General features: G+C 62.9%; 18 protein-coding genes. 6 read left to right on the top strand and 12 right to left on the bottom strand.

The features are described 5' to 3' along the window. Positions 1 to 24 precede the first annotated feature (24 nt). From M3484_RS13430 to M3484_RS13460, 7 genes are all read right to left on the bottom strand, one after another. Positions 25 to 2097, bottom strand: a complete 2073-nt coding sequence (locus M3484_RS13430) for a hydantoinase/oxoprolinase family protein (protein ID WP_249497267.1) — start codon at positions 2095 to 2097, stop codon at positions 25 to 27. A 1-nt stretch (position 2098) separates the two neighbouring features. Beyond that, positions 2099 to 3895 (bottom strand): hydantoinase B/oxoprolinase family protein, encoded by a 1797-nt coding sequence (locus M3484_RS13435; RefSeq protein ID WP_249497268.1) that lies wholly within the window; start codon positions 3893 to 3895, stop codon positions 2099 to 2101. A gap of 318 nt (positions 3896 to 4213) precedes the next feature. Beyond that, the gene (locus M3484_RS13440) at positions 4214 to 5707 is read right to left on the bottom strand and encodes an aminotransferase-like domain-containing protein (protein WP_249497269.1); all 1494 of its coding nucleotides are present in this window, start codon (positions 5705 to 5707) and stop codon (positions 4214 to 4216) included. Between the two features lie 435 nt (positions 5708 to 6142). Further along, positions 6143 to 7423 carry a TRAP transporter large permease gene (locus tag M3484_RS13445; RefSeq protein WP_249497270.1) on the bottom strand — a complete coding sequence of 427 codons (1281 nt, stop codon included), beginning with the start codon at positions 7421 to 7423 and terminating at the stop codon, positions 6143 to 6145. Between the two features lie 3 nt (positions 7424 to 7426). Continuing rightward, positions 7427 to 7933 carry a TRAP transporter small permease gene (locus M3484_RS13450; protein ID WP_249497271.1) on the bottom strand — a complete coding sequence of 169 codons (507 nt, stop codon included), beginning with the start codon at positions 7931 to 7933 and terminating at the stop codon, positions 7427 to 7429. Between the two features lie 94 nt (positions 7934 to 8027). After that, on the bottom strand, positions 8028 to 8981 hold the full coding sequence (locus M3484_RS13455) for a TRAP transporter substrate-binding protein (RefSeq protein ID WP_249497272.1): 954 nt from the start codon (positions 8979 to 8981) through the stop codon (positions 8028 to 8030). A gap of 40 nt (positions 8982 to 9021) precedes the next feature. Then, positions 9022 to 10368, bottom strand: coding sequence for an aminotransferase family protein (locus M3484_RS13460; RefSeq protein WP_249497273.1), 1347 nt, complete (start codon positions 10366 to 10368; stop codon positions 9022 to 9024). 195 nt (positions 10369 to 10563) lie between these two features. Here M3484_RS13460 and M3484_RS13465 point away from each other — a divergent pair, with 195 nt between their 5' ends. The 4 genes from M3484_RS13465 to M3484_RS13480 all read left to right on the top strand — a co-directional run bounded on the left by M3484_RS13465 (position 10564) and on the right by M3484_RS13480 (position 14333). After that, complete coding sequence (locus tag M3484_RS13465; RefSeq protein WP_143040601.1) at positions 10564 to 11241, top strand: GntR family transcriptional regulator; 678 nt, start codon at positions 10564 to 10566, stop codon at positions 11239 to 11241. Between the two features lie 510 nt (positions 11242 to 11751). Next, positions 11752 to 13161 carry a cytochrome ubiquinol oxidase subunit I gene (locus M3484_RS13470; RefSeq protein ID WP_249497274.1) on the top strand — a complete coding sequence of 470 codons (1410 nt, stop codon included), beginning with the start codon at positions 11752 to 11754 and terminating at the stop codon, positions 13159 to 13161. Positions 13162 to 13164: 3 nt separating this feature from the next. Then, positions 13165 to 14175, top strand: a complete 1011-nt coding sequence (cydB, locus tag M3484_RS13475) for a cytochrome d ubiquinol oxidase subunit II (RefSeq protein WP_092904596.1) — start codon at positions 13165 to 13167, stop codon at positions 14173 to 14175. Further along, on the top strand, positions 14175 to 14333 hold the full coding sequence (locus tag M3484_RS13480; protein ID WP_216279505.1) for a DUF2474 domain-containing protein: 159 nt from the start codon (positions 14175 to 14177) through the stop codon (positions 14331 to 14333). The genes cydB and M3484_RS13480 overlap by 1 nt, the downstream gene beginning before the upstream one ends. A gap of 46 nt (positions 14334 to 14379) precedes the next feature. Here the strand turns inward: M3484_RS13480 and M3484_RS13485 are convergent, their stop codons facing one another. After that, entirely contained in the window at positions 14380 to 16536 is a 2157-nt protein-coding gene (locus M3484_RS13485) for a malate synthase G (RefSeq protein ID WP_249497275.1), read from the bottom strand. Between the two features lie 124 nt (positions 16537 to 16660). Here M3484_RS13485 and M3484_RS13490 point away from each other — a divergent pair, with 124 nt between their 5' ends. Next, positions 16661 to 17485, top strand: coding sequence for an IclR family transcriptional regulator (locus tag M3484_RS13490; protein ID WP_249497276.1), 825 nt, complete (start codon positions 16661 to 16663; stop codon positions 17483 to 17485). A gap of 4 nt (positions 17486 to 17489) precedes the next feature. Here M3484_RS13490 and glcF read toward each other — a convergent pair whose 3' ends face one another. Genes glcF through M3484_RS13505 form a run of 3 tightly spaced genes read right to left on the bottom strand, consistent with a single transcriptional unit; the run spans position 17490 to position 21377 of the window. Further along, positions 17490 to 18797, bottom strand: coding sequence for a glycolate oxidase subunit GlcF (gene glcF, locus M3484_RS13495; RefSeq protein WP_249497277.1), 1308 nt, complete (start codon positions 18795 to 18797; stop codon positions 17490 to 17492). Continuing rightward, complete coding sequence (locus M3484_RS13500) at positions 18787 to 19920, bottom strand: FAD-binding protein (protein ID WP_249497278.1); 1134 nt, start codon at positions 19918 to 19920, stop codon at positions 18787 to 18789. The genes glcF and M3484_RS13500 overlap by 11 nt, the downstream gene beginning before the upstream one ends. Next, positions 19917 to 21377: an FAD-binding oxidoreductase gene (locus tag M3484_RS13505; protein ID WP_249497279.1), complete on the bottom strand. Its 1461-nt coding sequence runs from the start codon at positions 21375 to 21377 to the stop codon at positions 19917 to 19919. Before M3484_RS13505 ends, M3484_RS13500 begins: the two co-directional genes overlap by 4 nt. A 167-nt stretch (positions 21378 to 21544) precedes the next feature. Between M3484_RS13505 and M3484_RS13510 the strand changes: the two genes are divergently transcribed. After that, positions 21545 to 22351 (top strand): FCD domain-containing protein, encoded by an 807-nt coding sequence (locus tag M3484_RS13510; protein WP_249497280.1) that lies wholly within the window; start codon positions 21545 to 21547, stop codon positions 22349 to 22351. A gap of 83 nt (positions 22352 to 22434) precedes the next feature. Here M3484_RS13510 and M3484_RS13515 read toward each other — a convergent pair. Then, on the bottom strand, positions 22435 to 23381 hold a 947-nt coding region (locus tag M3484_RS13515; protein ID WP_249497281.1), incomplete at its 5' end, for an amidohydrolase family protein.

Genomic DNA, 23381 nt, shown 5'->3' on the forward strand with positions numbered 1-23381 from the left:
TCTCCTTTGGGGGTATGGCCTGTTTCAGGTTGTCTCGGTAGTGACGAGATAGTCACCGCCAGGCCTGACCTCGGCCACCGTTTGCGGCAGCAAGAGAAGCGTGGTGGTGCTTTCCTCGATGATGCCCGGGCCGGGGATCCGGTCGCCGGGGAAAAGCCGGTTGCCATCATAGACCGGCACGCGGCGCAGACTGCGATGGGCGGGCGACCAGACCTCGCGCCAGCCGGTGGGTCCGGTGTTGCCACCCGCCTCGCCTGGCGTGCCGGTCTGGTTCAGATCGACCTCGTTCAGAGGGTTGCGCCCGAGGGCCGCGACCTTCCAGGTGGTGAATTCAACGATATCCGCCTCTTCGCGCACCCCGTAGATCCGCTCATGCGTTTCGTGGAAACTGTGGATGAGCGCGGGAATATCCGCCTCGGTGAGCACACCGTTCTCAGGGGAGAAATGCACCTCGATTTCCCAGGACTGGTATTTGTAGCGCCCGAGAAACGCATATTCGAGATCGATCCGCCCGACGCTGGTTTCGGCCTCTTTCAGCCCGGCCAGCGCCTGTTGCCGCAGGGCCGAGAGGAGATCATTCACCTTTGCAAGATCGAAGCCCGCCGAAGAAGTCTGGCCGGTGCCGGTCTCGTTGAACCGCAGATCCGAGACCAGACCGCCAAAGGCGCTGAGCCCGGCGGTCAGCTTTGGCACCAGAACGCTGTGGATGCCCAGAACCTCGGCCATTTCGGCGATATGGCAGGCGGTTGCGCCGCCGCCCGAGACCAGCACGCTCTCGCGTGGGTCGATCCCTTCATTGATGGTGATATTCTGAATCGCGCCCACCATATTATGATTGCAGGTGGTGCAGATCGCCCAGGCCGCCTCGTGCAGCCCGATGCCCAGGGCCCCGGCAATCGAACCGACGGCAGCTTCGGCGGCTTTGCGGTCCAGCTTCATCCGGCCGCCAAGGAAGTTGTCGGGATCAATGACCCCAAGCACCACATTGGCGTCGGTCACAGTTGGCAAAGTCCCGCCCCGGCCATAACAGGCCGGTCCGGGCGCGGCCCCCGCGCTTTGCGGCCCGACCCGCAGCAGGCCACCGGGATCAACCCAGGCAATGCTGCCGCCCCCCGCGCCGATCGAGCGCACGTCGATTTTCGGCACGCCCAGCATGTCAAAGCCGATCAGGGCCTCGGGGGTGATGATCAGCTGGCCGTCGCGCACGACCGAGACATCCAGCGTGGTGCCGCCCATATCGGCGATGATCAGATCCGCCCCCGGCAGAAGGCGGCGCCCGGCAATCGGCGCCAGCGTCGGGCCGGACATGGTGCTGAAGATCGGCTTTTCGGCGATCACCCGCGCGGGCATCATGCCCCCCACGCAATTGGCGATCAGCAATTCACGGCGATAGCCTGCAGCGCGCAGGGCCGTCTCCAGCCCTTCGACGTATGAGCGGACCACCGGCAACAGCGCGGCATTGAAGGCCGTGGCAATGGTGCGGCGATACTCGCGCTGGATCGGGTTCAGCTCATGGCCGAGGGTAACCGGCACTTCCGGCCATTCCGCCGCAAAGATCTCACGAATCCGGCGTTCATGGCTGCCATTCACCACCGACCAGAGCAGGCTGACGGCCACCGCCTCGACTCCAAGCGCGCGAAAACGGGCAATAGCCTGATGCACATCTTCTTCGGCCAGCGGCTGATGCTCGCGGCCCCTGGCATCGATCCGGCCCCCGATCTCCTGCGTCAGATGCGGCGGGATGAAAGCATCGGGATAGGGCACGGACCAGTCAAAGGTCCGCTTACGCGGCCCCTCGCGCAGCAGAAGAATATCGGGATGGCCGGCAGTCACCAAAAGCCCCGCGCGGCCGACCTTGTTCTCGACCAGGGCATTGGTCGAGACAGTGGTGCCATGCACGATGCTTTCGGTCCTGGACAGGAAATCCGTCAGCGACAAGCCATAGGATTGCGCCGCCAGCTCCAGCGCCGCCATGAAGCCATGCTCAAATGCCGGCGGTGTCGAAGAGGCCTTGAAGATGCGCGGCAGGCCGCCCTGCTGCAGAACAACGGCATCGGTGAAGGTGCCACCGATATCAATACAGATGCGGAAGCTCATATCACTTGCCTCCCGCTGCGAGGGGCGTGGCGCGCAGCTGCCCCGTGCGGGCATGATCGGTGACGACAAGGCCTGGCAGGTCACCGGGGCGCACTGCGACACCATATACCGTTTCGGCGGCCTCGGGGCTCAGCCAGCCGCGATTGATATCCTGCGTCACACGCTCGGGGTCACGCTGCCGCGGATCGCCATAGCCGCCGCCGCCGTTGTTGATCCAGACCAGCGCCTCACCCCGGCGCAAAGTCTCGCTATGAAAGCCCGGCAGGTCGATGACCTCACCGCTGGCGAGCCGTTTCATGTTGCGCGCGGCCGCCCCGGCACCACCGCCAAGCACGCCTTTCGGCGGGTTGACGCAGCCGTCACTGCAATAGATCGCGGTCAGCTCATCTCCCAGCGGGATCATGGTGCCCGTCATCCCCGGTGCCCCGTTCCATTCGCCCGCGCCCATGGTGCCAGGGGCGACTTTGCGCTCTTCGATCAGGATCGGATACATGCCCTCATCGATCTCGACACTGTCGAGAACGATCACCCCGGCATTGACCGACCCGAGATAGGTCAGCCAGCCATCGGTGCCATGTTTGGCCGGGCCGCCGCCATAAGTGACGAAAAGCTGATTCACATAGGGCTGGTTGCCGTTATCGGCATCAATCCCCGAAATCACCGACTCGCCCGCCTGCTGCTGCACCGCGCCTTCACCAAGGCCGAAGGGGCGACCCATCTGCGCGAAACAGGCCTGAACCGCATTGATCAGCCGCTCGTTGACATTGGTTGTGGCAATCGAAGTGCCGGCGGGAAACTTCGGCCGGCCCACCACCGCGCCATCGCGCAGCAGCACCCGGATCCGGCTGTCGCTGCCCGCATTATGCGGCAGGGTCGGGTCAAGATTGAAATAGACCCCGATCCGGCAGGAGCCGAGCGCACAGGCTTCGGAAAGGTTAAAGCCGCCGGGAATATTGTCTTCATTGTCGCGCGCATCAATGGTGATCAGGCCGTTTTCCGGATCGGTGATCACTGTCACCCGCACCGGCACGCCCTGATCGGCAACGCCCGGGATCGGATCGTGGCGGGTCTCATAGCTCCACTCTCCGGCGGGAAGGCGTTTCAGTTCCTGGATCATGCGGCGCTCGCCATAGGCGGTCCACTCGTCGAAAAAGCGACGGATCGTCTCAATGCCGTATTTCGCGACCAGATCCTTCAGGCGGCGTTCGCCGACACGGCAGGCCCCCACCTGCGCCCGGTAATCGCCATACCAGATGTTGCTGACGCGGATGTTGTACATCGCGTAGCGGATCCAGTCTTTCTTATCGGTGAAATCCTCCTGGATGCGGATGCAGGGGAAGTTCAGCCCTTCCTCATAGATCGTGGCCGCTTCGGGCAGATAGGTGGTCGGCAGCGGTGCCCCCATATCGGCGTGATGCGAGCGCGCAAGTGCCCAGAACAGGAGATCTCCCTCATAGAAAACCGGGATCACCACTGTCAGATCGGCGTGATGGGTTCCGCCGGTATAGGAACAGTTGTTCAGAAAGGCGTCGCCCTCTTTCACATCATCGAAAAGATCGGTGATCGCGCGGGTGGTCAGATCCAGCGCCGAGATATGGATAGGGATCCCCTCTTCGACGCAAAGCTGGCGATGATCGGCGGTCAATACGCCACAGGACAGATCGCGCGCATTCTTGATCACAGCCGAGCGGCTGGCCTTTGACACGGTATTGATCATTTCGCGGATGATGGTTTCGATCCGTGCTGACAGAACGGACAGCAGCACGGGATCGAAATCCGGGGCGGTTGGGGCAGACATAGTTCTCCTTCCGACCAGAGGAGGGAAGGCTGCCCCCCGGGAAGATCCGGCCGTGTTCCTGACGTTCCGCGCACCTTAGAAATGGGCCGCTTTCAGTCAATTCTCTCACCGGACGGCAAACAGAGGGTTTGTTTTCCGCCATTGGCCCCAAAGAGAATGAAGAATAAAATATCTATAATTCTTATATAGATATGCCGCGCATCTGAAGAAATTTCGACCGGACCAGCGCGACTACTGGTCCATTCTGGATCCCTCCATTCGGAATAACTGGATCCTTCTCTTCGCTGCAATTCATCGCCCTGTCCCAGACTGATGAGATTATTTGCGCAGGGCGCTGACCTCTTCGGCGATGATTTCGATTCCACGCGGGATCAGCTGCGCCCTGATCGAGGAATAGCCGAGCCGCAGACAGGAACGTTCAGGCGGCGCCACGAAGAAGGCATCACCGTTCTCGACAAAGACACCCCGGGCCAGCAGGTTTTCATAAAGCGGTGCCGCGCGGATTCCCTCGGGCAGTGTCAGCCAGACAGAGGTGCCGCCCCGCACCGGCATGAACCCGGCATCCGGCAGCAGATGGCGCAGGGTTGTGGTCAGCGCCTTATAGCGACCGTGATAGGTGCTGCGCAGTTTCTGCAGATGGGCATTGTAAAAGCCGCTGCGGATAAACCTGCCGATCGCCGCCTGAATATAGGTCGAGGGATTGCGCATGATCAGCCGGCGCAAAAGCCGCAATTCGGCAATGATCTCACGCGAGGCAACCACATAGCCCGCCCGCAGCCCCGGGGCCAGCGTCTTGGAGAAACTGCCGACGTGAATCATCCGCTCGCCCGGAGCCATGGCCCGCAGGCAGGGCAGTATATTGCCCTGGAACGGCAGTTCAGAATCGTAGCCGTCCTCGATCACGTAAAAGCCTTCGCGCGTGGCCCGTTCAATCAGCGCTTCGCGGCGGCGCAAAGACATGCGGACAGACGTGGGAAACTGCCGCTCGGGGGTGCAGTAGATCAGATCGCTGCCGGCCGGGATGGCGTCGGTGATCAGGCCTTCCTGATCGACCGGTACAAAGGCAACTTCGGCACCGTTCATCCGCAGGATCGAGGTCATATCGGTATAGCCCGGATCCTCGACCACCGCCTTTTGCCCGCCAGAGGCCAGCAGACGGGTGATCATAAAGAGCGCATTCTGCGCGCCGCCGGTGATCAGGATCTCATCTTCCTGCGCCCAAAGCCCCTGCTGCGGGAGGATAACCCGTCGCAGCGCGTCAATCAGCTCGGGGTCATCTTCGTCATAGACTTCGCGGGTCCAGACAGAAATGCCGTTCAGCGAATTCAGATCGCGCAGAACAGAGCGCCAGTTTGCGGTCGGGAATGTCGCGGGGTCGCACTGACCATAGATGAACGGATATTCCGCAATACGCCAGTTCTTGTCCTTATGGATGCGCGGCAGAGAGCTGACCGATCCCGGGAGGCTCGTCTTTCCCATATCCGGGTCAGGCGGCAGGGCCCCGGGAAGACCCGCCTTCGGCAGGTGCCGAGGGCGCACCATCTCGCTGACCCGAAAGACTGACCGTTCTTCGCTGCTGGCCAGCCCGTCGAGCACAAGCCGTCGATAGGCGGAAATAACCGTATTGCGCGAAAGCGAAAGCTGTTCGGCCAGCTGGCGCGTCGAAGGCAGCGCGTCGCCGGAAGAAAACATGCCGTCATTGATCAGCGCTACAAGAGCGGCATAGAGGCTATCGCGTCTGGTAGTGCCGCGGGCGACCTGCAGACTTTGTAGCGTCGCAAAGTTGCGGGGGACCGCAGAGGGTCTGGCCATAGGAACCACCTGGTTGTTAATGCCCATCCGCCACTGAGCCGGGCAGGCACGAAACTTCCACTCCGAATTGAGCCACGTGAACGTTCCCCCGAAGCGGCGAGCGGTGGTGGCAATGCAGTTATGGACATGGGAGTTCTGAACATCATTCGCCAGATGCACTTACAGCAGATGCTGTCGATCCGCGAGATCGCCCAGGCGCAGAGGTTTGTCGCGCAAATACTGTGACCCCGCATCTTGCGGCTCATACAGTTGAACCGATGCCCCGCACCATATCCCACAACCGCTACGGTTGCCTGGCGATGGACATATCTTTCGCATCCGGATCCGTTGTCGGGGCGTGGGTCGTATTGGAGCACTTCCCGCCCCAGCAGCCGAGTTCGCCCGGGCCAAAAACAGGCCTCGCGTCGCCATGACCGGCGACGCGAGGCTGATTTGTCAGAGGCCCATCACCTTTGGCAGCCAGAGCACGGTTGCCGGAACGAAGGTCACCAGCATCAGGATCACCAGCATAATCCCCAGAAGCGGGAGGCTTTCTTTCAGGATCGCCCCCATCGGCTCTTTCGCGATGGATTGCGTGATCAGGAGGTTGAGCCCCATCGGCGGATGGATGAGGCCGATCATCAGATTGACCACCACGACCAGCCCGAAATGCACCGGATCGATCCCGAGCGCGATGGCCGAGGGCAGCACGATCGGCACGATGATGATGGTGGCCGGGGTCGAATCCAGGAAGGCCCCGGCGATCAGCAGGATCAGGTTGATCAGAAGCAGGAACACCACCGGCGAAAGCTGTGCCTCCTGGATCCAGCGCGACAGATCCTTGGGCACACCATGCACCACCATCAGATAGGCCACGAAGGAAGAGGTCGCGACCACCAGCATGATATTTGCGGTCTGCATCCCGGCATCGGTCAGGATCGCGGGCAGCTTGCCCCAGCGGAACTCGCGGTGGATCACCCAGCCGACAAAGATCGCATAGACGACCAGAACGGCGCCAATCTCGGTGATGGTGAAATAGCCGCCCCGCGCGCCGATGATCAACAGAATCGGCATCGACATGGCCCAGACCGAGACGCGGAATTTCTGCCAGATCACCGCGCCCCCCTGGCGGCCCCGGCGCGGCAGGTCATGCTTTTTCGCGTGGTGATTGACGAAAATCACCAGCGCCACGACGATCATCAGCGCCGGGACGTAACCGCCGATGAAGAGCTTGACGATCGAGACCTCGGCGATCACGCCATAGATCACCAGCGGGATCGAAGGCGGCAGGATCGGGCCGAGCAGTGCCGCGGTAGCCGTCAGCGCGGCGGCGAAAGCACCCGAATAGCCCTCTTTCTTCATCTCGGGGATCAAAAGCGCGCCGGTGGCCGAGGCATCCGCCACCGATGAGCCGGAAATCCCGGCAAGGAACAGGTTCGTCCCGATATTCACCTGGCCCGAACTGCCGCGCAGGCGCCCCATGGCCGAACCCAGCAGATCCACGATGCGGGTGGTGATGCCGCCCGCATTCATGATGGAGGCAGCGAGAATGAAGAAGGGCACCGCGAGCAGCGGGAAACTGTCGATCCCGTTAAGCATCTTTTGCGCCAGGACAAAGCCGGGCGTGTCCCAGATCAGGATGATGACAAGCGAGGCGATGCCCAGCGAAATCGCAATCGGCACCGCAAGAAACATCAGCGCGAACAGAACCAGCGCAAGGGTCAGAAGCATCAGCATGGATCAGGCCCTCTTGCCGCTGTCGGCGGTGATCGCCGCGAAGAGACGCGTCTTCACCGCGCGCTCAAGAATGAAATAAAGCCCCGCCACGCAGAAGGTCGGCAGCGCCAGATAGACCCAGCCATAGGGGATGCCGGTTGCCGGCGCGCGCTTGATCGCCACCACATCCAGCAGCTTTTGCGAATAGATCAGCAGGGCGACCATGAGTGCGGCGGTGCAGATCTCGACAAAGATCATCTGCACGCGTTTTGCCTGCGGCCCCATCTGCACCGAGAAGAAGTCAATCGCGATCAGATCCCCGCGTGAGACCAGCCAGGCCGAACCCGCAAAGACCAGCCAGATGAACAGAAAGCGCGCGAACTCGGCCAGTTGCGGCGTGGCTGTGCCGGTGAAATAGCGGGTGATCACCTGGTAGAAGACCAGCACCACGATCAGAAACAGGGCGATCGCGACAAGGGTGGCAAGGACGGCGCGTAGCAGATCGCCGATCCGGAAGAGGATTTTGCTCATCGGGGGTCCGGGCATCAGGGTGTCGGGAGGCGGCGGAAGGGCCGCCGAGAAAAAGCCGCCCCCCGAAATCGGGAGGCAGCCATGGCGACAGGTCTTATTCGACCGCGCGCACTTTTTCGATGATCGGCTGCAGCGTGGCGTCATATTGTGCCGTGGCCGCCCGCGCGATGAAGGGCGCGATATCGGGGCGGGTCACAATCGCGCCTTCGGCCTCAAGGTCGGCCAGAAGGGCTGCCTGCGATTCTTCGGTATAGGTCCGATACCAGTCGGCGCTGTCGACAGCCGAGGCCTCGATGGCATTGCGGGTCGCGTCGTCAAGGCCGGCATACCAGTCGCTGTTGCACATGAAGCCCATGGTTTCGGCCATGTGATTGGTCAGCGCGAGGTTCTTCACCACCTCATGGAAACGCTTGTCCTTGATGGCGGTCAGCGGCTGTTCCACCCCGTCCACCACATGGCTTTGCAATGCGGCATAGACTTCCTCAAATGCGACCGTGGCGGGGTTCGCCCCCATGGCGCGGATCGATTCAATATAGGCCGGAATGCCGGGCGCGCGGATTTTCAACCCGTCGAGATCCTCGGCCTTTTCGATCGGCACATTGGTCAGGATCTGGCGGAAACCGTGGAAGGCCGGACCGACCACCCGGAAGCCTGCCTCATCGGCGATGGAATCGAGGATCTCCTGGCCGACCGGACCGCGCCAGATGCGGAAGAAGTGATCTACATCATGATAGACATAGGCCACGCCCTCGATATTGGCGGCCGGATGAAACGAGCCCAGCACGCCCACGCTTTCATACATGCATTCCAGCACGCCGCCCTTCACCTGTTCGACCATCTCATCGACGGTACCCAGATGCGAACTCGGAAACAGCTCGACCGCGACGCCATCACCGAGGCGCTCATTCAGCTTTTCGGCAAAGACCTCCATCGCCTTGGTGTCCGGGCTGGTGTCAGAGCCCGCGCCGCCGATGCGCAGGGTCACTTCGGCCTGGGCCGCCGTGCCGGCCATCAGTGCAAAAAGCGAGACGGTGATCAGTTTCTTCATCGCAGTCCTCCTGTCAGAAGTTGTTTGTTTTGTCGCAGTCTTATTTCGCGGCCGGCCCGCGCGCATCACGCGAAAGGCTGGTCAGAACCTCGTCCAGCGTATCGACCAGAGTGTCTATCTCACCCTCGCTGATGGTGAAGGGCGGGCTGATCTGGATATGGTCGCCGCCCTTGCCGAAATTCGCACCCGGAACGCCGCCGCCGACGATGACGCCGCGTTCGCGCATCATCGCGACCAGGCGACCGGTAAAGCCGGCGCTTTCCGGGAAAGGTTCACGGCTGGCACGGTCCGCGACGAATTCAAGCCCGGCATAAAGCCCGCGCCCGCGCAGATCGCCGATCACCTCATGGCGCTGCTGCAGCGCGTCAAGGCGCTGATGCATATAGGCGCCGATGCTGGCCGGGCGGTTGAAGAGGTCTTCACGCTGCATGATCTCGAACACTTTCTGGCCAACGAAGCATGACATCGCATGACCGGAATAGGTGAAACCATGGACAAAGCGGCGTTTGCCCTCGCGGAAGAACCCCGTGATCTTTTCCGAAACGATCACCGCCCCAAGCGGCGCATAGCCCGAGCCGATCGCTTTGCCGCAGGTGATCATATCGGGGAGCACATCCCAGTCCTGGATCGCAAAGGCACGGCCGGTGCGGCCATAGCCCATCAGCACCTCATCACAGATGAAAAGGATGCCGTAGCGGTCACAGATCTCTCGGACCCGGCGGTAATAATCCGGCCCCGGCGTGACCCCTGACGCGGTGGTGCCGATGATGGTTTCCGCAAAGAAGCAGGAGATGGTCTCCGGCCCCTCCATCAGGATCGTCCGCTCCAGTTCCTCGATGCAGTGATCGGTGCAGTCGCCCCCTTCGCCGCAGATGTTGCAGCGGTAATTATAGGGCGGGCTGACATGAACGACCGGCAACATATAGGGGTCGTAAGGTGCGCGCCACGAGGTCCGCCCCGACAGGGACAGCGTGGCGATGGTAACGCCATGATAGCTTTGCCAGCGGGCGAGCATCTTGTGGCGACCGGTCTCGCCGCGCGCGACGTGATACTGGCGGGCAAGCTTCAGCGCGGTTTCATTCGCCTCGGATCCGCCCGAAACGAAATAGACTCCCGACATGCCTTCGGGCGCGACCGAAAGGACCGAGGCCGAAAGCGCCTCCTGCCAGGGATGCGTGAAAGAGGCGGTATAGACATAGCTCACCTTCGAGCCTTCCTCCGCCAGCGCCTGATAGATCTCTGTGCGGCCGTGACCGATGCCGATCACCCCGGCGCTGCCCATGCCGTCAAGATAGCGCCGGCCATCAGCCCCGTGAATCCAGACACCCTCTGCCCGCTCGACCAGCGGAGTGGAAACCGCAAAATCTCTGGAAAACACGCCGCTCATCAGTCTCTCCTTATCAGGGCTTCACCCTGATGTGACCGATTAATGATTATCAATAATAATGGCAACGGGTAGGGAAAATTTCGTGCACGCCACGAAAACTGCCCAAAAATTACGCCGCCATGGCGGTATCCAGATGATGACACTGGTCGCCAAGCTGGCTATCGAAGGGCAGAGTTGATTGCGAAGGACAGATCCGTGCGGCATTCCCGAGACGCAGCCCATGTCCGCCCCAGCCTCGAAACCGAGATTGCATCGGCAATCCAGGAGGGCATTCTCGACGGGGAATGGCAGCCTGGCGACCGGCTTGTCGAAATGGAGCTTGCCCAGAAATTCGGCGTCAGCCAGGGCACGATCCGGGGGGCCCTGAAATATCTTCAGGCTGACGGACTGGTCGAGCACCGGCCGCGGCGCGGCAATTTTGTCATCGCGGTCTCCGAGGAAGATATTCGCGATATTTCTTTGATGCGCGATATTCTTGAATCGGCTGCGGCGCAGCTCGCGACCGAGCGGATCACCGATGCCGGCCGGGCCCGTCTGGCGGAAGTTGTCGAGGAAATGCGACGCGCGTCCAACAATCGCCAGCGTCGGCACCTGCTGGAACTGGACCTGCGCTTTCACCGTACTGTGGTCGAGATTGCACAAAGCAAGCTGCTGCAGGACATGTATAAGCGGCTGGAAGGCCCCGCGCTGCTGTTTCTACTGCTGGCGGATGGGTTTTATGAAGAACCTCAGACGATTGTCGACCTGCATGAACCGCTGTTGGCAGCGATTTGTTCCGGCGACAGCGCCCGCGCGCATGAACTCGCGCGGCGTCACACGGATCAGGACGCCATCCGGCTGACTGACCCATCTGCGAACGGGCCTGCCGTCTGACGGCCGTAGGTGTCGCAGCCGTCTGGCACCGCGATGCCCTGTCTCCACTGCCGGGACCCTGCGAGGCAGCTTATATATGCGGTGTCATCGGGGGCCAGATTTCCTGGCCCTTATATCATGACAGAGTGCTGGTTTGGTCGGGTATCGCCGGGGGCATCTGCAACATGCATCCCCCTTGCAAGTCGATGGCCGGGATGACGATGCGGGGCACAGACGAGGCAAGCAGATCGCTGTTCAGCGATACTGACCTGGAGAAACGGGTCCCTGTGCCTCACCCGGTCCAGTCCCCGATGGCGCATTTTGCATGCCGGATACTGTCGAAGCGTTGGCGATGGAGGCATTGCTCTTTCAGCATCCGGATCACATGCGGCAAGATGCCCCCTGCATTTCTGGCCGCCGGAGTGCTTTTTTCGGTTATCGTGACGACAAGACTGCAATCGGTGTTATCCTTTGGCGGCGGTTTCGCTGCCGCGACCACAGAGCGAGCTGCTTTCCCGGAGGGCATGCCAGATGTTCGGACTGACCGCACTTGAGCTGGCCCGTATCCAGTTCGGGTTCACCATTTCCTTCCATATCATCTTTCCGGCCATAACCATCGGCCTTGCCAGCTATCTGGCGGTGCTGGAAGGATTGTGGCTGTGGAAGAAGACCGCCGTTTACCGCGATCTTTACCATTTCTGGTCAAAGATCTTCGCGGTGAACTTTGCGATGGGCGTCGTCTCGGGTCTGGTGATGGCCTATCAGTTCGGCACGAACTGGAGCTATTTTTCTTCCTTTGCCGGGTCAATCACCGGGCCTTTGCTGGCCTATGAGGTGCTGACCGCCTTCTTCCTTGAGGCGGGGTTTCTGGGCGTCATGCTGTTTGGCTGGCACCGGGTCGGGCCGGGGCTGCATTTCTTTGCCACCGTGATGGTGGCAATCGGCACGCTGATTTCGGCCACCTGGATTCTGGCGTCGAACAGCTGGATGCAGACGCCGCAGGGGTTCGAGATCGTGAATGGCGTGGTGGTGCCGGTCAACTGGTTCGAGGTGATCTTCAACCCCTCCTTCCCCTACCGGCTGGCCCATATGGTGACGGCGGCTTTCCTTGCCACCGCGCTGTTTGTCGGCGCAAGCGGGGCCTGGCATCTGCTTAAGGGCAATGACAATCCGCGCGTGCGCAAGATGCTGTCTATGGCGATGTGGATGCTGCTGATCGTGGCGCCGCTGCAGGCGGTGATCGGCGATCAGCACGGGCTGAACACGCTGAAACACCAGCCCGCGAAAATCGCCGCAATGGAGGGGCATTGGGAGAACGAACCCGGCAAAGGTGTGCCGCTGATCCTTTTTGCCTGGCCTGATCAGGCGGCCGAAAAGAACCATTTCGAGATCGCGATCCCCAATCTTTCCAGCCTGATCCTGACCCATAGCCTGGACGGACAATTCCCCGGCCTGAAGGAATTCGCCCCCGAAGACCGCCCGCCGGTCGCCGTGGTGTTCTGGACCTTCCGCATCATGGTGGGCCTTGGGATGCTGATGATCACGCTTGGCCTCTGGGCCGCCTGGCGGCGCTGGCGTGGCACGCTTTATGAGGGGCGCTGGTTCCAGCGTTTCGCGCTTCTGATGGGGCCGACCGGGCTGATCGCCATTCTGGCGGGCTGGTACACCACCGAAATCGGCCGCCAGCCCTGGGTGATCTATGGCGTGATGCGCACCAGTGACGCGGTCTCGGACCATTCGGCGCTGACCATGAGCGTGACGCTGGTGATCTTTATCATCGCCTATTTCTTCGTCTTTGGCTTTGGCACCAGCTATATGCTGAAACTTGTCGGCAAAGGGCCGGAAGCGGGAGAAGATGACCCCGCTACCGACAATAACGACCCCGGCCAGAGCCCGGCGCGGCCGCTTTCTGCCGCCCCCGATCTCAGCAAGGAGCACTGACCAATGGGCATCGATCTTCCCATCGTCTGGGCCTGTATCATCGCCTTTGGCCTGATGATGTATGTCATCATGGACGGGTTCGATCTGGGCATCGGCATCCTGTTTCCGTTTATCAGGGGGCGCGATGACCGCGATGTCATGGTCAATACCGTCGCGCCCGTCTGGGATGGCAATGAGACCTGGCTGGTCCTTGGCGGCGCAGGGCTGATGGCGGCCTTCCCGCTGGCCTATGCGATCATACTGACCGCGCTCTATATTCCGCTGGCGCTGATGCTTCTGGGGCTGATCTGGCGGGGCGTGGCGTTCGAATTCCGCTTCAAGGCAGACGAGCATCACAAGCCGTTCTGGGATAAGGCCTTCATGCTCGGCTCTGTCACGGCGACCTTTTTCCAGGGGGTGTCGCTGGGCGCTTTCCTGAACGGCTTTCAGATGGAGGGGACGCGCTATACCGGCAGCGCGATGGACTGGGTCTCGCCCTTTGCAATCTTTACCGGGCTGGGGCTCCTGGTCGCCTATGCGCTTCTGGGGGCAACCTGGCTGATCGTAAAGACCGAGGGGCCGCTGCATGACCGTCTCGTCAGCCTCGCGCGGCCTTTGATGCTGGCTTTGCTGGCGGTGATCGTGGTCGTCAGCCTCTGGACACCGCTTGCGCATCAGGCGGTGGCGGAGCGCTGGTTCAGCCTGCCGAACCTCTTCTTCTTTGCGCCGGTGCCGGTGCTGGTGGCGCTGACCGCCTTCCTGCTCTTGCGGTCATTGCAGACAGGGGATCCGGGGCTTTCGCCCTTCATCCTGACACTGTTTCTCTTGTTCCTCGGCTATACCGGCCTTGGGATCAGCATGTTCCCCTATATCATCCCGCCCGCGATCACGCTTCGCGAAGCGGCGGCCCCGGATCAGAGCATGGGCTTCGCGCTGGTGGGCGCGCTGCTGATCATCCCGGTGATCCTCGCCTATACTGCCTGGGCCTATTACGTCTTTCGCGGCAAAGTGCGGGTGGGGGATGGGTATCACTGATGAAACGCATGGTGATCGCGCGGCAGTCAAACGCATCCGGATCCTGGCTGAAACGGATCGGCTGGCTGGTGACGATCTGGCTCGCCAGCGTCCTGGCCCTGGGCCTGGTCGCTTACGGATTTCGCTTTGTGATGAAAGCCGTGGGCCTGAGCCTATAAGGGGCCAAAAGGAAAGGCCCCGGCAATCCGGGGCCTTTGAGAGAGGTCATGAGGTCGGGCTGTCTTTCACCCTGCGACGCGCGGCATGGAGCAGGGGTTCAGTATAGCCTGATGGCTGCGACTGCCCCTCCAGGATCAGGGCCCGGGCGGCGAGGAAAGCGGTGCCGTCATAATGCGGGGCCATCGGGCGGTAGGCCGGGTCATCCGCATTCTGGCGGTCAACGCGCAGCGCCATACGCTGCAGGCTTTCGTCGATCGCCGCCCCGGAAACCAGACCATGCAGCATCCAGTTCGCCAGAAACTGCGCTGAAATCCGCAATGTGGCGCGATCTTCCATCAGCCCGATATCGTCGATATCAGGCACTTTGGAACAGCCGATCCCCTGATCAACCCATCGAACCACATAGCCAAGGATCGACTGGCAATTCAGATCGACCTCACGCGCGATCTCTGCCGCGGTGAGATTGCATCCTTCCATCAGCGGCGGGGTCATCAGCACCTCAAGGCTGGCGCGGGGGCGAGTGGCCAGCCCGGCCTGGCGCGCGGCCACATCAACACGGTGGTAATGCGTCGCATGCAGCACCGCCGCAACCGGCGAAGGCACCCAGGCCGTGCTGGCTCCGGCCTGCGGATGGCCGATCTTGGCTGCAAGCATCTCTGCCATGTCATCGGGTTTCGCCCACATGCCTTTCCCGATCTGGCCGCGCCCGTCGAGACCGGTCGCAAGCCCCGCATCGACATTGCCGTCCTCATAGGCCGAAAGCCAGGCGGCGTCGCGGATCTGCGCTTTGGGCAGAACCGGCCCGGCCTGCATCAGCGTGTGGATCTCGTCACCCGTGCGGTCAAGGAAGCCGGTATTGATAAAGACCAGCCGGTCTTTCAGCGCCCGCATCGCCTCGCGCAGATTGGCCGAAGTGCGGCGCTCTTCATCCATCAGGCCCAGCTTCACGGTGCCCGGCGCAAGGCCGAGGATCTCTTCCACCCGCCCATAGCAGCGATTGGCAAAAGCGGCCTCTTCAGCGCCATGCATCTTGGGTTTGACCACATAGACCGAACCGCTGCGTGAATTGCGCAGCCCGTCGGTCTTTTGCAGATCATGCAGTGCGGCGGTCACGGTCACCATCGCATCCATCAGCCCTTCGGGCGTCTCTTCGCCATCCAGCAAAACCGCGTCGGTGGTCATCAGATGACCGACATTGCGGCAAAGCAGCAAGGCGCGCCCCGGCAGGGTGAAGGCTTTGCCATCAGGCCCGGTGAAGGCGCGGTCTGCGGCCAGACGCCGGTTAACCTCACGCCCCGCTTTCGTGAATGTCTCCTGAAGATCACCCTTCATCAGCCCCAGCCAATTGGCATAGGCCGCGACCTTGTCATCTGCATCGACCGCGGCGACGGAATCCTCGCAATCCTGGATCGCGGTCAGGGCCGCCTCCAGCACCACATCGCGCAATCCCGAGGGGCTGGCCGCGCCGACCGGGTGGGTGCGGTCGAAAACCAGCTCGATATGCAATCCGTTATGGCGGAAGAGCAGCGAGTCGCCTGCCGCGCCCTTTCCGGCCCAGGCGGCGGGATCGGCGAGCGGGGTTTCGCCGGTTTCCAACTCCGCCAGCACCCTGCCATCCACGACCCGCCAGCCTTTGACATCGGCATGGCTGCCTTGTGCCAGCGGCAGCGCCTGATCGAGGAAAGCCGCCGCCCAGGCCACTGCCTGCGCCCCCCGCGCGCTGTCAAACCCCGTGCCGGTGGCGGTGCCCGGCAGCGCATCCGTGCCATAAAGCGCGTCGTAAAGGCTGCCCCAACGCGCATTGGCCGCGTTCAGGGCAAAGCGGGCATTCATCACCGGAACCACCAGCTGCGGCGCGGCGATCGTGCTGATCTCGGGGTCGCAGGGCGCGGTTTCGATGGTGAAATCATCGCCTTCAGGCAGGAGATAGCCGATCTCGCGCAGGAAACCCATCCAGGCAGATTGATCCCAGGCCTGCCCGGCCATGCGCCGTGCCAGAAGCCAGTCGTCGATCTGACGCTGAAGTTCCTCTCTCCGCGCGAGAAGCCTGCGGTTTTCGGGCATGAAATCGCGCAAAAGCCCGGCATAGCCTTGCCAGAAAGCTTCGGCCGTCAGCGGCAGGCCTGGCAAAAGGCGGGTCTCGACAAACTCAAGCAGGGGTGTTGCGATCTGCAGCCCGGCGCGGGTGAAGGGAGCGGTCATCTCGATGACTCCGGTACAAGAAAGGGTTGCGCTCACCATGCCGCCAGGGGGGCATACTGGCCATCTTTGGGTTGAAGTTTTCCACGATGTGGAAAATGATACGTGAAAATGGAAAGGATCGGGGATGGTTCAGGCAGTTGACCGCGCGCTTTTCCTGCTGGAACTGTTGTCAAAAGCGCCCGCAGGGCTGCGCCTTTCCGATCTCGCGCGCGAGGCAGGACTGGCCGCTTCAACCACACATCGCCTGCTGACCACGCTGGAAGAGCGCGATTTCGTGCGACTTGAACCTCAGGGCCAGCACTGGCTGATCGGCCAGCGCGCGTTCACCACCGGGCTGGCCTTCACCCGCTGGCAAAGCTTTATCGCCGCCGCCGGCCCCTATCTGCGCCGCCTGCGTGATCTGACCCGTGAGACCGCCAATCTGGGCATCCTGGCCGAGGGCGAGGTGATCACCGTGGCCCAGGTCGAAAGCCGCGAGATCATCCGCGCCATCGCGCCACCCGGGGGCCGCACGCCGGTGATGAATTCCGGCATGGGCAAGGCCATTGTCGCCACCTGGCCGGATCCGGCGATCGAAGCCCTGATCGCCAGCCACGGTCTGCGCCCGATGACCAGCCACAGCCTGCGCAGCACCACCGAAGTCATGGATGAGATCCGCCGCATCCGTCGTGTCGGCTTCGCGCTGGACAATGAGGAATTCACCCCCGGGCTGCGCTGTATCGCAGCCGTGGTCTGGTCCCCTCTGAGCGAGCCTCTGGGCGCGATCTCGGTCTCGGCGCTGGCGCAACGGATGGCCAGCCGCGAAACGGTGCGGATCGGGCTTCAGGTGCTCGCGGTTGCGCGCGAGATGACCGCAGCACTTGGCGGCGTTGCGGGTGCGGGGGCCTATGGGCCGGAGGCGGGGTCACCAGAGGCGGGGGCACAGGCCGATCTGGACCCGGCCAGCTGAGCCTTTACCCATTTGCCGCGTCACCCGCCGCCAGTGCCGGTGGCTTTGGCCCGCCGGTCGCCCAGTCGAGCAGTTCAACCGTATGGACGACCGGAACCCTGGTGCCTGCTCCGATCTGCATCATGCAGCCGATGTTACCGGCGCTGATGATATCGGGCCGGATCGCCTCCAGATTGTCGACCTTCATCGCCTGCAGCTGGCCCGAGATCTCCGGCTGCATCAGGTTATAGGTGCCGGCCGAGCCGCAGCAGATATGGCTGTCTTTCGGCTCCAGCACCGTGAACCCCGCCGCCCGCAGAAGATCCTTCGGCGCATTGCGGATCTGTTGGCCATGTTGCAGGGAACAGGCGGCGTGATAGCCCACGCGCAGCGGCGCGGCATGGCCGGCTGAGGCAAGGCCCAGGTCCGTCATCACCTCGGTGATGTCGCGTGCCAGCGCCGCCACCCGCGCCGCGTCCTGCGCAAGCGGGGTCTCTGCGAACATATGGCCGTAATCCCTGACCGTAGTGCCACAGCCGGATGTGTTGATCACCACCGCATCCAGCCCTTCACCGTCCAGCTCGCGGATCACGGCGCGGATATTGGCCGCGGCCAGGGCATGGCTTTGCGCCTCGCGGCCCATGTGATGGGGCAGCGCGCCGCAGCAGCCGATCCCTTTCGGGATCACCACCTCACAGCCATGGCGGCGCAACAGCCGGATCGTCGCCGCGTTGATTGCCGGGTTCAGCGCCTTTTGCGCGCAGCCCGTCAGCAGCGCCACCCGCTTGCGGCGCGCCCCCTCGGGCATATGGCTTTGCGGGTCATCGTCGCGGGCAGGCCCGGCAATCCGCTTCGGCGCCATCTCCAGCATCGCCCGCAGCCGCGCATCCGGCATCAGACGGCGGAAGGGGCGGGCGATCTTCGCCCCCAGCAGCGCCAGACGAAAGCGGCCCGGATAGGGCAGCACCCTGGCCAGAACACCGCGCAGGAGGCGGTCCGACAGCGGGCGGCGATAGGTCTTTTCGATATAGGCGCGGGCATGATCGACCAGATGCATGTAATGCACCCCCGACGGGCAGGTTGTCATGCAGGACAGGCAGGACAGGCAGCGGTCGATATGGCGCACCACCGTCGCATCCGGCTTGCGCTCGTTTTCCAGCATATCCTTGATCAGATAGATGCGTCCGCGCGGGCTGTCGAGTTCATCGCCCAGCACCTTATAGGTCGGGCAGGTCGCGGTGCAAAAACCGCAATGGACGCAGGAGCGCAGGATCTCATTGGCACGGGCAGTGCCGGGGTCCTGCAATTGTTCGGCGGAAAATTCAGTCTGCATCTGCCGCCCCCATGGCCCCGCCCATCAGGCCCTGATTGAAAATGCCCGCCGGATCAAAGACCTGGCGCAGCCCTGCCGAGAGACGGCCAAGGCCCTCCGCCTCGGTCGGAAAGCGCGCTGTGGTAAGGCCCGCGCGCCGGATCAGCCTGGCGGAGGGCGCAAGGCTGCGGATCAGCGCAGCATCCGCCGCACCCTGATACCAGATCAGGCCGCCGCCCCAGTCGATCAGCACCTCGCCGTGCTCCACAAGCCGCTGGGCAAGCGCCACGCCATCCCGTGCCCGGACCTGCAGCCGCCACAGCGGCAGGGTGTGGTCCGCAAACATCTCCAGATCGCGAAAGCCGCGCCAGAGCGTGCGGCTGGCGTCTCCCTCCAGTTCCTCGACCTCGCAGGCGAGCAGGCGCAGCAGTTTCGCCCGGCGAGACGCGACCTGGGGGCCCGGCCCCTCAAGACGCAGACAGACCCTGCCGCGATGGACGACCACCGCGGAAACCTCCCAGGGTGTCGCGAGGGCTTTCGCAATAAGCGCCTGCGCTGCCGTCGGGGCCAGATCTGACACCGCAAGGGTCAATGACACCGGCGCGCAAGGCAGGGTGCGGATCGCGACCTCGGTCAGGACCGCGAGCGTGCCATGAGATCCGGCCAGAAGGCGCGACAGATCCAGCCCGGTTACGTTCTTCATCACCCGGCCGCCATTGCGCAAAATACGCCCCCGGCCATCCACCATCCTGATACCCAGAATATGGTCGCGGCAGGCCCCCGAAAGCAGACGGCGCGGGCCCGAAGAATTCACCGCCACCACACCGCCAATGGTCGGCTCTGCCGCCATGGTCCCCAGCACATGGCGCAGATCAGGCGGCTCGAACGCAAGGCACTGATCCGATTGCGACAGGAGGGCCTCGATCTCAGCAAGCGGCGTTCCGGCCTGTGCGATCAGCGTCAGCTCGCCCGGCTGATATTCCACCACGCCGCTCAGGCCAGTGGTGGACAGGATTTCCCCGCCGATCCCGGCGGATATGCCGGAACTGCCGCCGCCCTCGATCACCAGCGGCGCGGCCATCTGATGCTGCCGGGCAATCAGCGCCGAAAGCTCCGCCTCAGAGCGGGGTATATGCCGGATCATGCTGCACCGCCTTTTCCGGCCCGGAACGGGGCGCTGGCCTCCAGCGGATAGACCTTGGCCGGGTTCAGAAGCCAGTCCGGGTCAAAAAGGCTCTTGATCTCCATCTGGATCGCAAGATCATCCGGCCCGTATTGCGCGCCCATCAGATCACGCTTTTCGATGCCAACGCCATGCTCTCCGGTCAGGCAACCGCCGGCCTCGACACAGGCGCGCAGGATATCGGCGCCGAAGGCCTCGGCCTTTTCCAGATCGCCGGGCTTATTGGCGTTGAAGAGGATCAGCGGGTGCATATTGCCATCACCGGCATGGAAGACATTGGCCACTTCCAGCCCGTATTGCGCAGAGAGTTCGCCGATCCGCTTCAGCGTCGCGGGCAGTTTCGAGACCGGAACCGTGCCGTCAAGGCAGAGGTAATCCCCCAGCCGCCCCATGGCGCCAAAGGCGGATTTACGCCCTTTCCAGATCGCAACCGCCTCAGCCTCGCTGCGACTTTCGCGGAACTCGACCGGGTTCAGCGCGCCCGCGATCTCGCGGATGGCGGCGATCTGATGGTCGATCTCTTCCGGTGCGCCCTCAACCTCGACGATCAGCACGGCGGGACATTCGGGATAGCCCGCCCTGGCAAAGGCCTCGACCGCGCGCAGGCAGGGCTCATCCATATATTCAATTGCCACCGGCAGCACGCCCGAGCGGATGATCCGCGCCACGCATTCCCCCGCCGTCACTGCATCACCGAACCCGATCAGCACCGGGCGTGCACCTTCGGGCCGGGGCAGGATGCGCAGGATCGCTTCGGTCACAATGCCAAGCTGCCCTTCCGAGCCGCAAAACAGACCGAGCATATCCAGCCCCGCCGCGCCCGGTTCCGGCCCGCCGAATTCCACCACCTCGCCGGTGACCAGCACCACCTTTGCGGCCATCAGGTTATTGGTCGTCACGCCGTATTTCAGGCAATGCGCGCCGCCGGAATTCATGCCGATATTGCCGGCAATGGTGCAGGCCAGCTGGGAAGAGGGGTCAGGGGCGTAGAAAAACCCATGTGGTTCAAGTTCGGCCGAGACCGAAAGATTGGTCACGCCGCATTGCACCCGGATGAAACGGCTTTCCAGATCCAGCTCCAGCACGTCGCGCAGCCGCATCGTACCGATCACCACACTATCCGCCGTGGGCAGCGCGCCCCCGGCGAGCGAGGTGCCCGCCCCGCGCGGCACCACCTTGACGCCCATCTGGTGGCAGACGCGCATCGCGGCGGCGACCTCTTCGGTGCTGCGCGGCAGGACCACGGCCAGCGGCGCACAGCGATAGGCGGTCAGCGCATCGCATTCATAGGCCCGCAATTCGTCGGGCGCGGTGATCAGCCCATCCGCGGGCAGAACCGCCGCCAGCGCCTGATGAATGGCGTCGCGACGGGCAAGGATATGCTGATCGGGCGCGGGCATCACAATTGTGCCTGACACAGGGCTGATCTCTCTTTTGGCTGGCCCTGCGCATGGTATTTCTGCGGCAGGCACTTGCATCGGTTGGGTTTTGGTAAAATAATTTTACCAATGCTGTCAACCGGCGTCATTCTTGCCCGGTCCGGCAGATGCCGCGCGTTTCGTCCCTGGGATAAAGGCAGCACCATATGGCAGATTGTGACATCAGGGACGGGTCGCCGGGGATCCAGCCCGAACGCGCCGCCGCAGCGGTTGCCCGCCTGATTGAGGCGATGATCCTTGAGGGCAGCCTGCGCCCGGGTGACGCGCTGCTGGCCGAGCGCGAGCTTGCGGCGCGGCTGAACGTGTCGCGCCCGACCCTGCGCGACGGGCTGAAGCTGCTGGAAGAAAAGGGGCTGCTGACCCCGGCGGGGCGCGGGCTGCAGATTGCTCCGCTCGGGATGCAGGCGATTGGCGATCCGTTGCTGGCGCTGCTGGCTGACCATGGCGAACTGGCCGATGACTGCCTTGAATTCCGCGATATCGTGGAAAGTGAGGCGGCGGCGCTGGCGGCGAGGCGGGCCAGTGACACCGATCTGGCGCATATCCGCGAGTGCCTGAGCCGGATCGACGCCGCACATGATGCGGGCGATCCGGCGCTGGAGGCCGAAGTCGATGCCGCGCTGCATCTGGCCATCTATGAGGCGAGCCATAATCTGGTGCTTTTGCACATCATGCGCGCGCTCTCGGTCAGTCTGCGCAATGACGTGGTGCAAAACCGCAACCGGCTGTTCACGCGGCCCGACACCCGCGAGGCAATGCGCGCGCAGCATCACCGGATCGGTGCCGCAATCCTTGCCCGCGATCCGGCGGCAGCACAAGCCGCGGCCCATAATCACCTTGACTGGCTGCGCGACACCACGCGCGAGATCCGGGACGCCGAAGCGCGACGGCAGGTGGCGGAGCGCAGGCGCCAGGGGCCAGATCTGACCAATGGCAAAGGCGGGGCCACCTGACCGGCGGCGCCGCTTTCAGCACGCACCCGGGTGCGCCCACGCCCGCGCCCTGGTGAGGGCGCGGGGGCGGGCTTTACGGGGTCTCAGTCGAGCCAGGCGTAGGAGGGTGCGAAGATCTCGGAAACCGGCGGATGATTCAGCGTCCGCAGCGGGTATTTCGCGATCAGCCCGTCAAATTGTGCCTGCGCGCGACGACCCCATTCCGCAAGATCCACGCCGGGAAGCTGGCGGTCATGCATCACCAGCCTGCCATTAATCACCGAACTGCGGAAATCGCGCCCGGTCCCCGACAGGATCATGGTCTGGATCGGATCAATGACCTGGCCAATCGCAAAATCAGACAGATCGAACAGCGTCATATCTGCCTTTGCGCCAACGGCGAGACGCCCAAGATCCGGCCGGCCCAGAGCCTCGGCCGCATGAATGGTGGCGGCGTCATAAAGATCGGCGGCGCTGGCTGCGATCACCGAATGATCCGCCACCCGGCACAGGCTGACCCCAAGGCGCATATTCTCGACCATATCCGGCGGGAAGGTATCGGTGCCAAGGCCGATCCGGACACCTGCCTGGCGCAGCCTGCCAAAGCTTTCCATCGATCCGCCATAGCGTGACAGTACCAGCGGGCAATGGATCAGTGTCGATCCGCTGTCGCGCAGCAGGCCGACATCATCGCCTTTGCGATCCACCTGGCTATGCCCGGTGATATAGACACCATGCGGCAACAGGGCACGCTCGTTCAGGAAATCAAGCGAGTTCAGCCATTCCAGCGGTGTCATGTCATAGCGGTCGACCACCGCATTGAATTCGCTCAGCGACTGGCAGCAATGCAGCCGGATCGGCACATTGAGATCGGTCGAGACATCCCGGCTGCGCCGGATCAGGGTCTCGGTGCAATTCTCGATCCGGTCGGGGGCCAGCATTCCCCGGATCAGCCCGCCTGCCTTGCCGTCGAAATCGCGGATGAACCGCTCGGCATCGGCAAGACCATTCAGCCCGCGTTCCTCATCCCAATGGGTGTAGAAACTGCCAT

This window comes from Pseudomonas sp. GX19020 (assembly GCF_023371075.1).
Classification (GTDB): Bacteria; Pseudomonadota; Alphaproteobacteria; order Rhodobacterales; family Rhodobacteraceae; genus Pseudogemmobacter.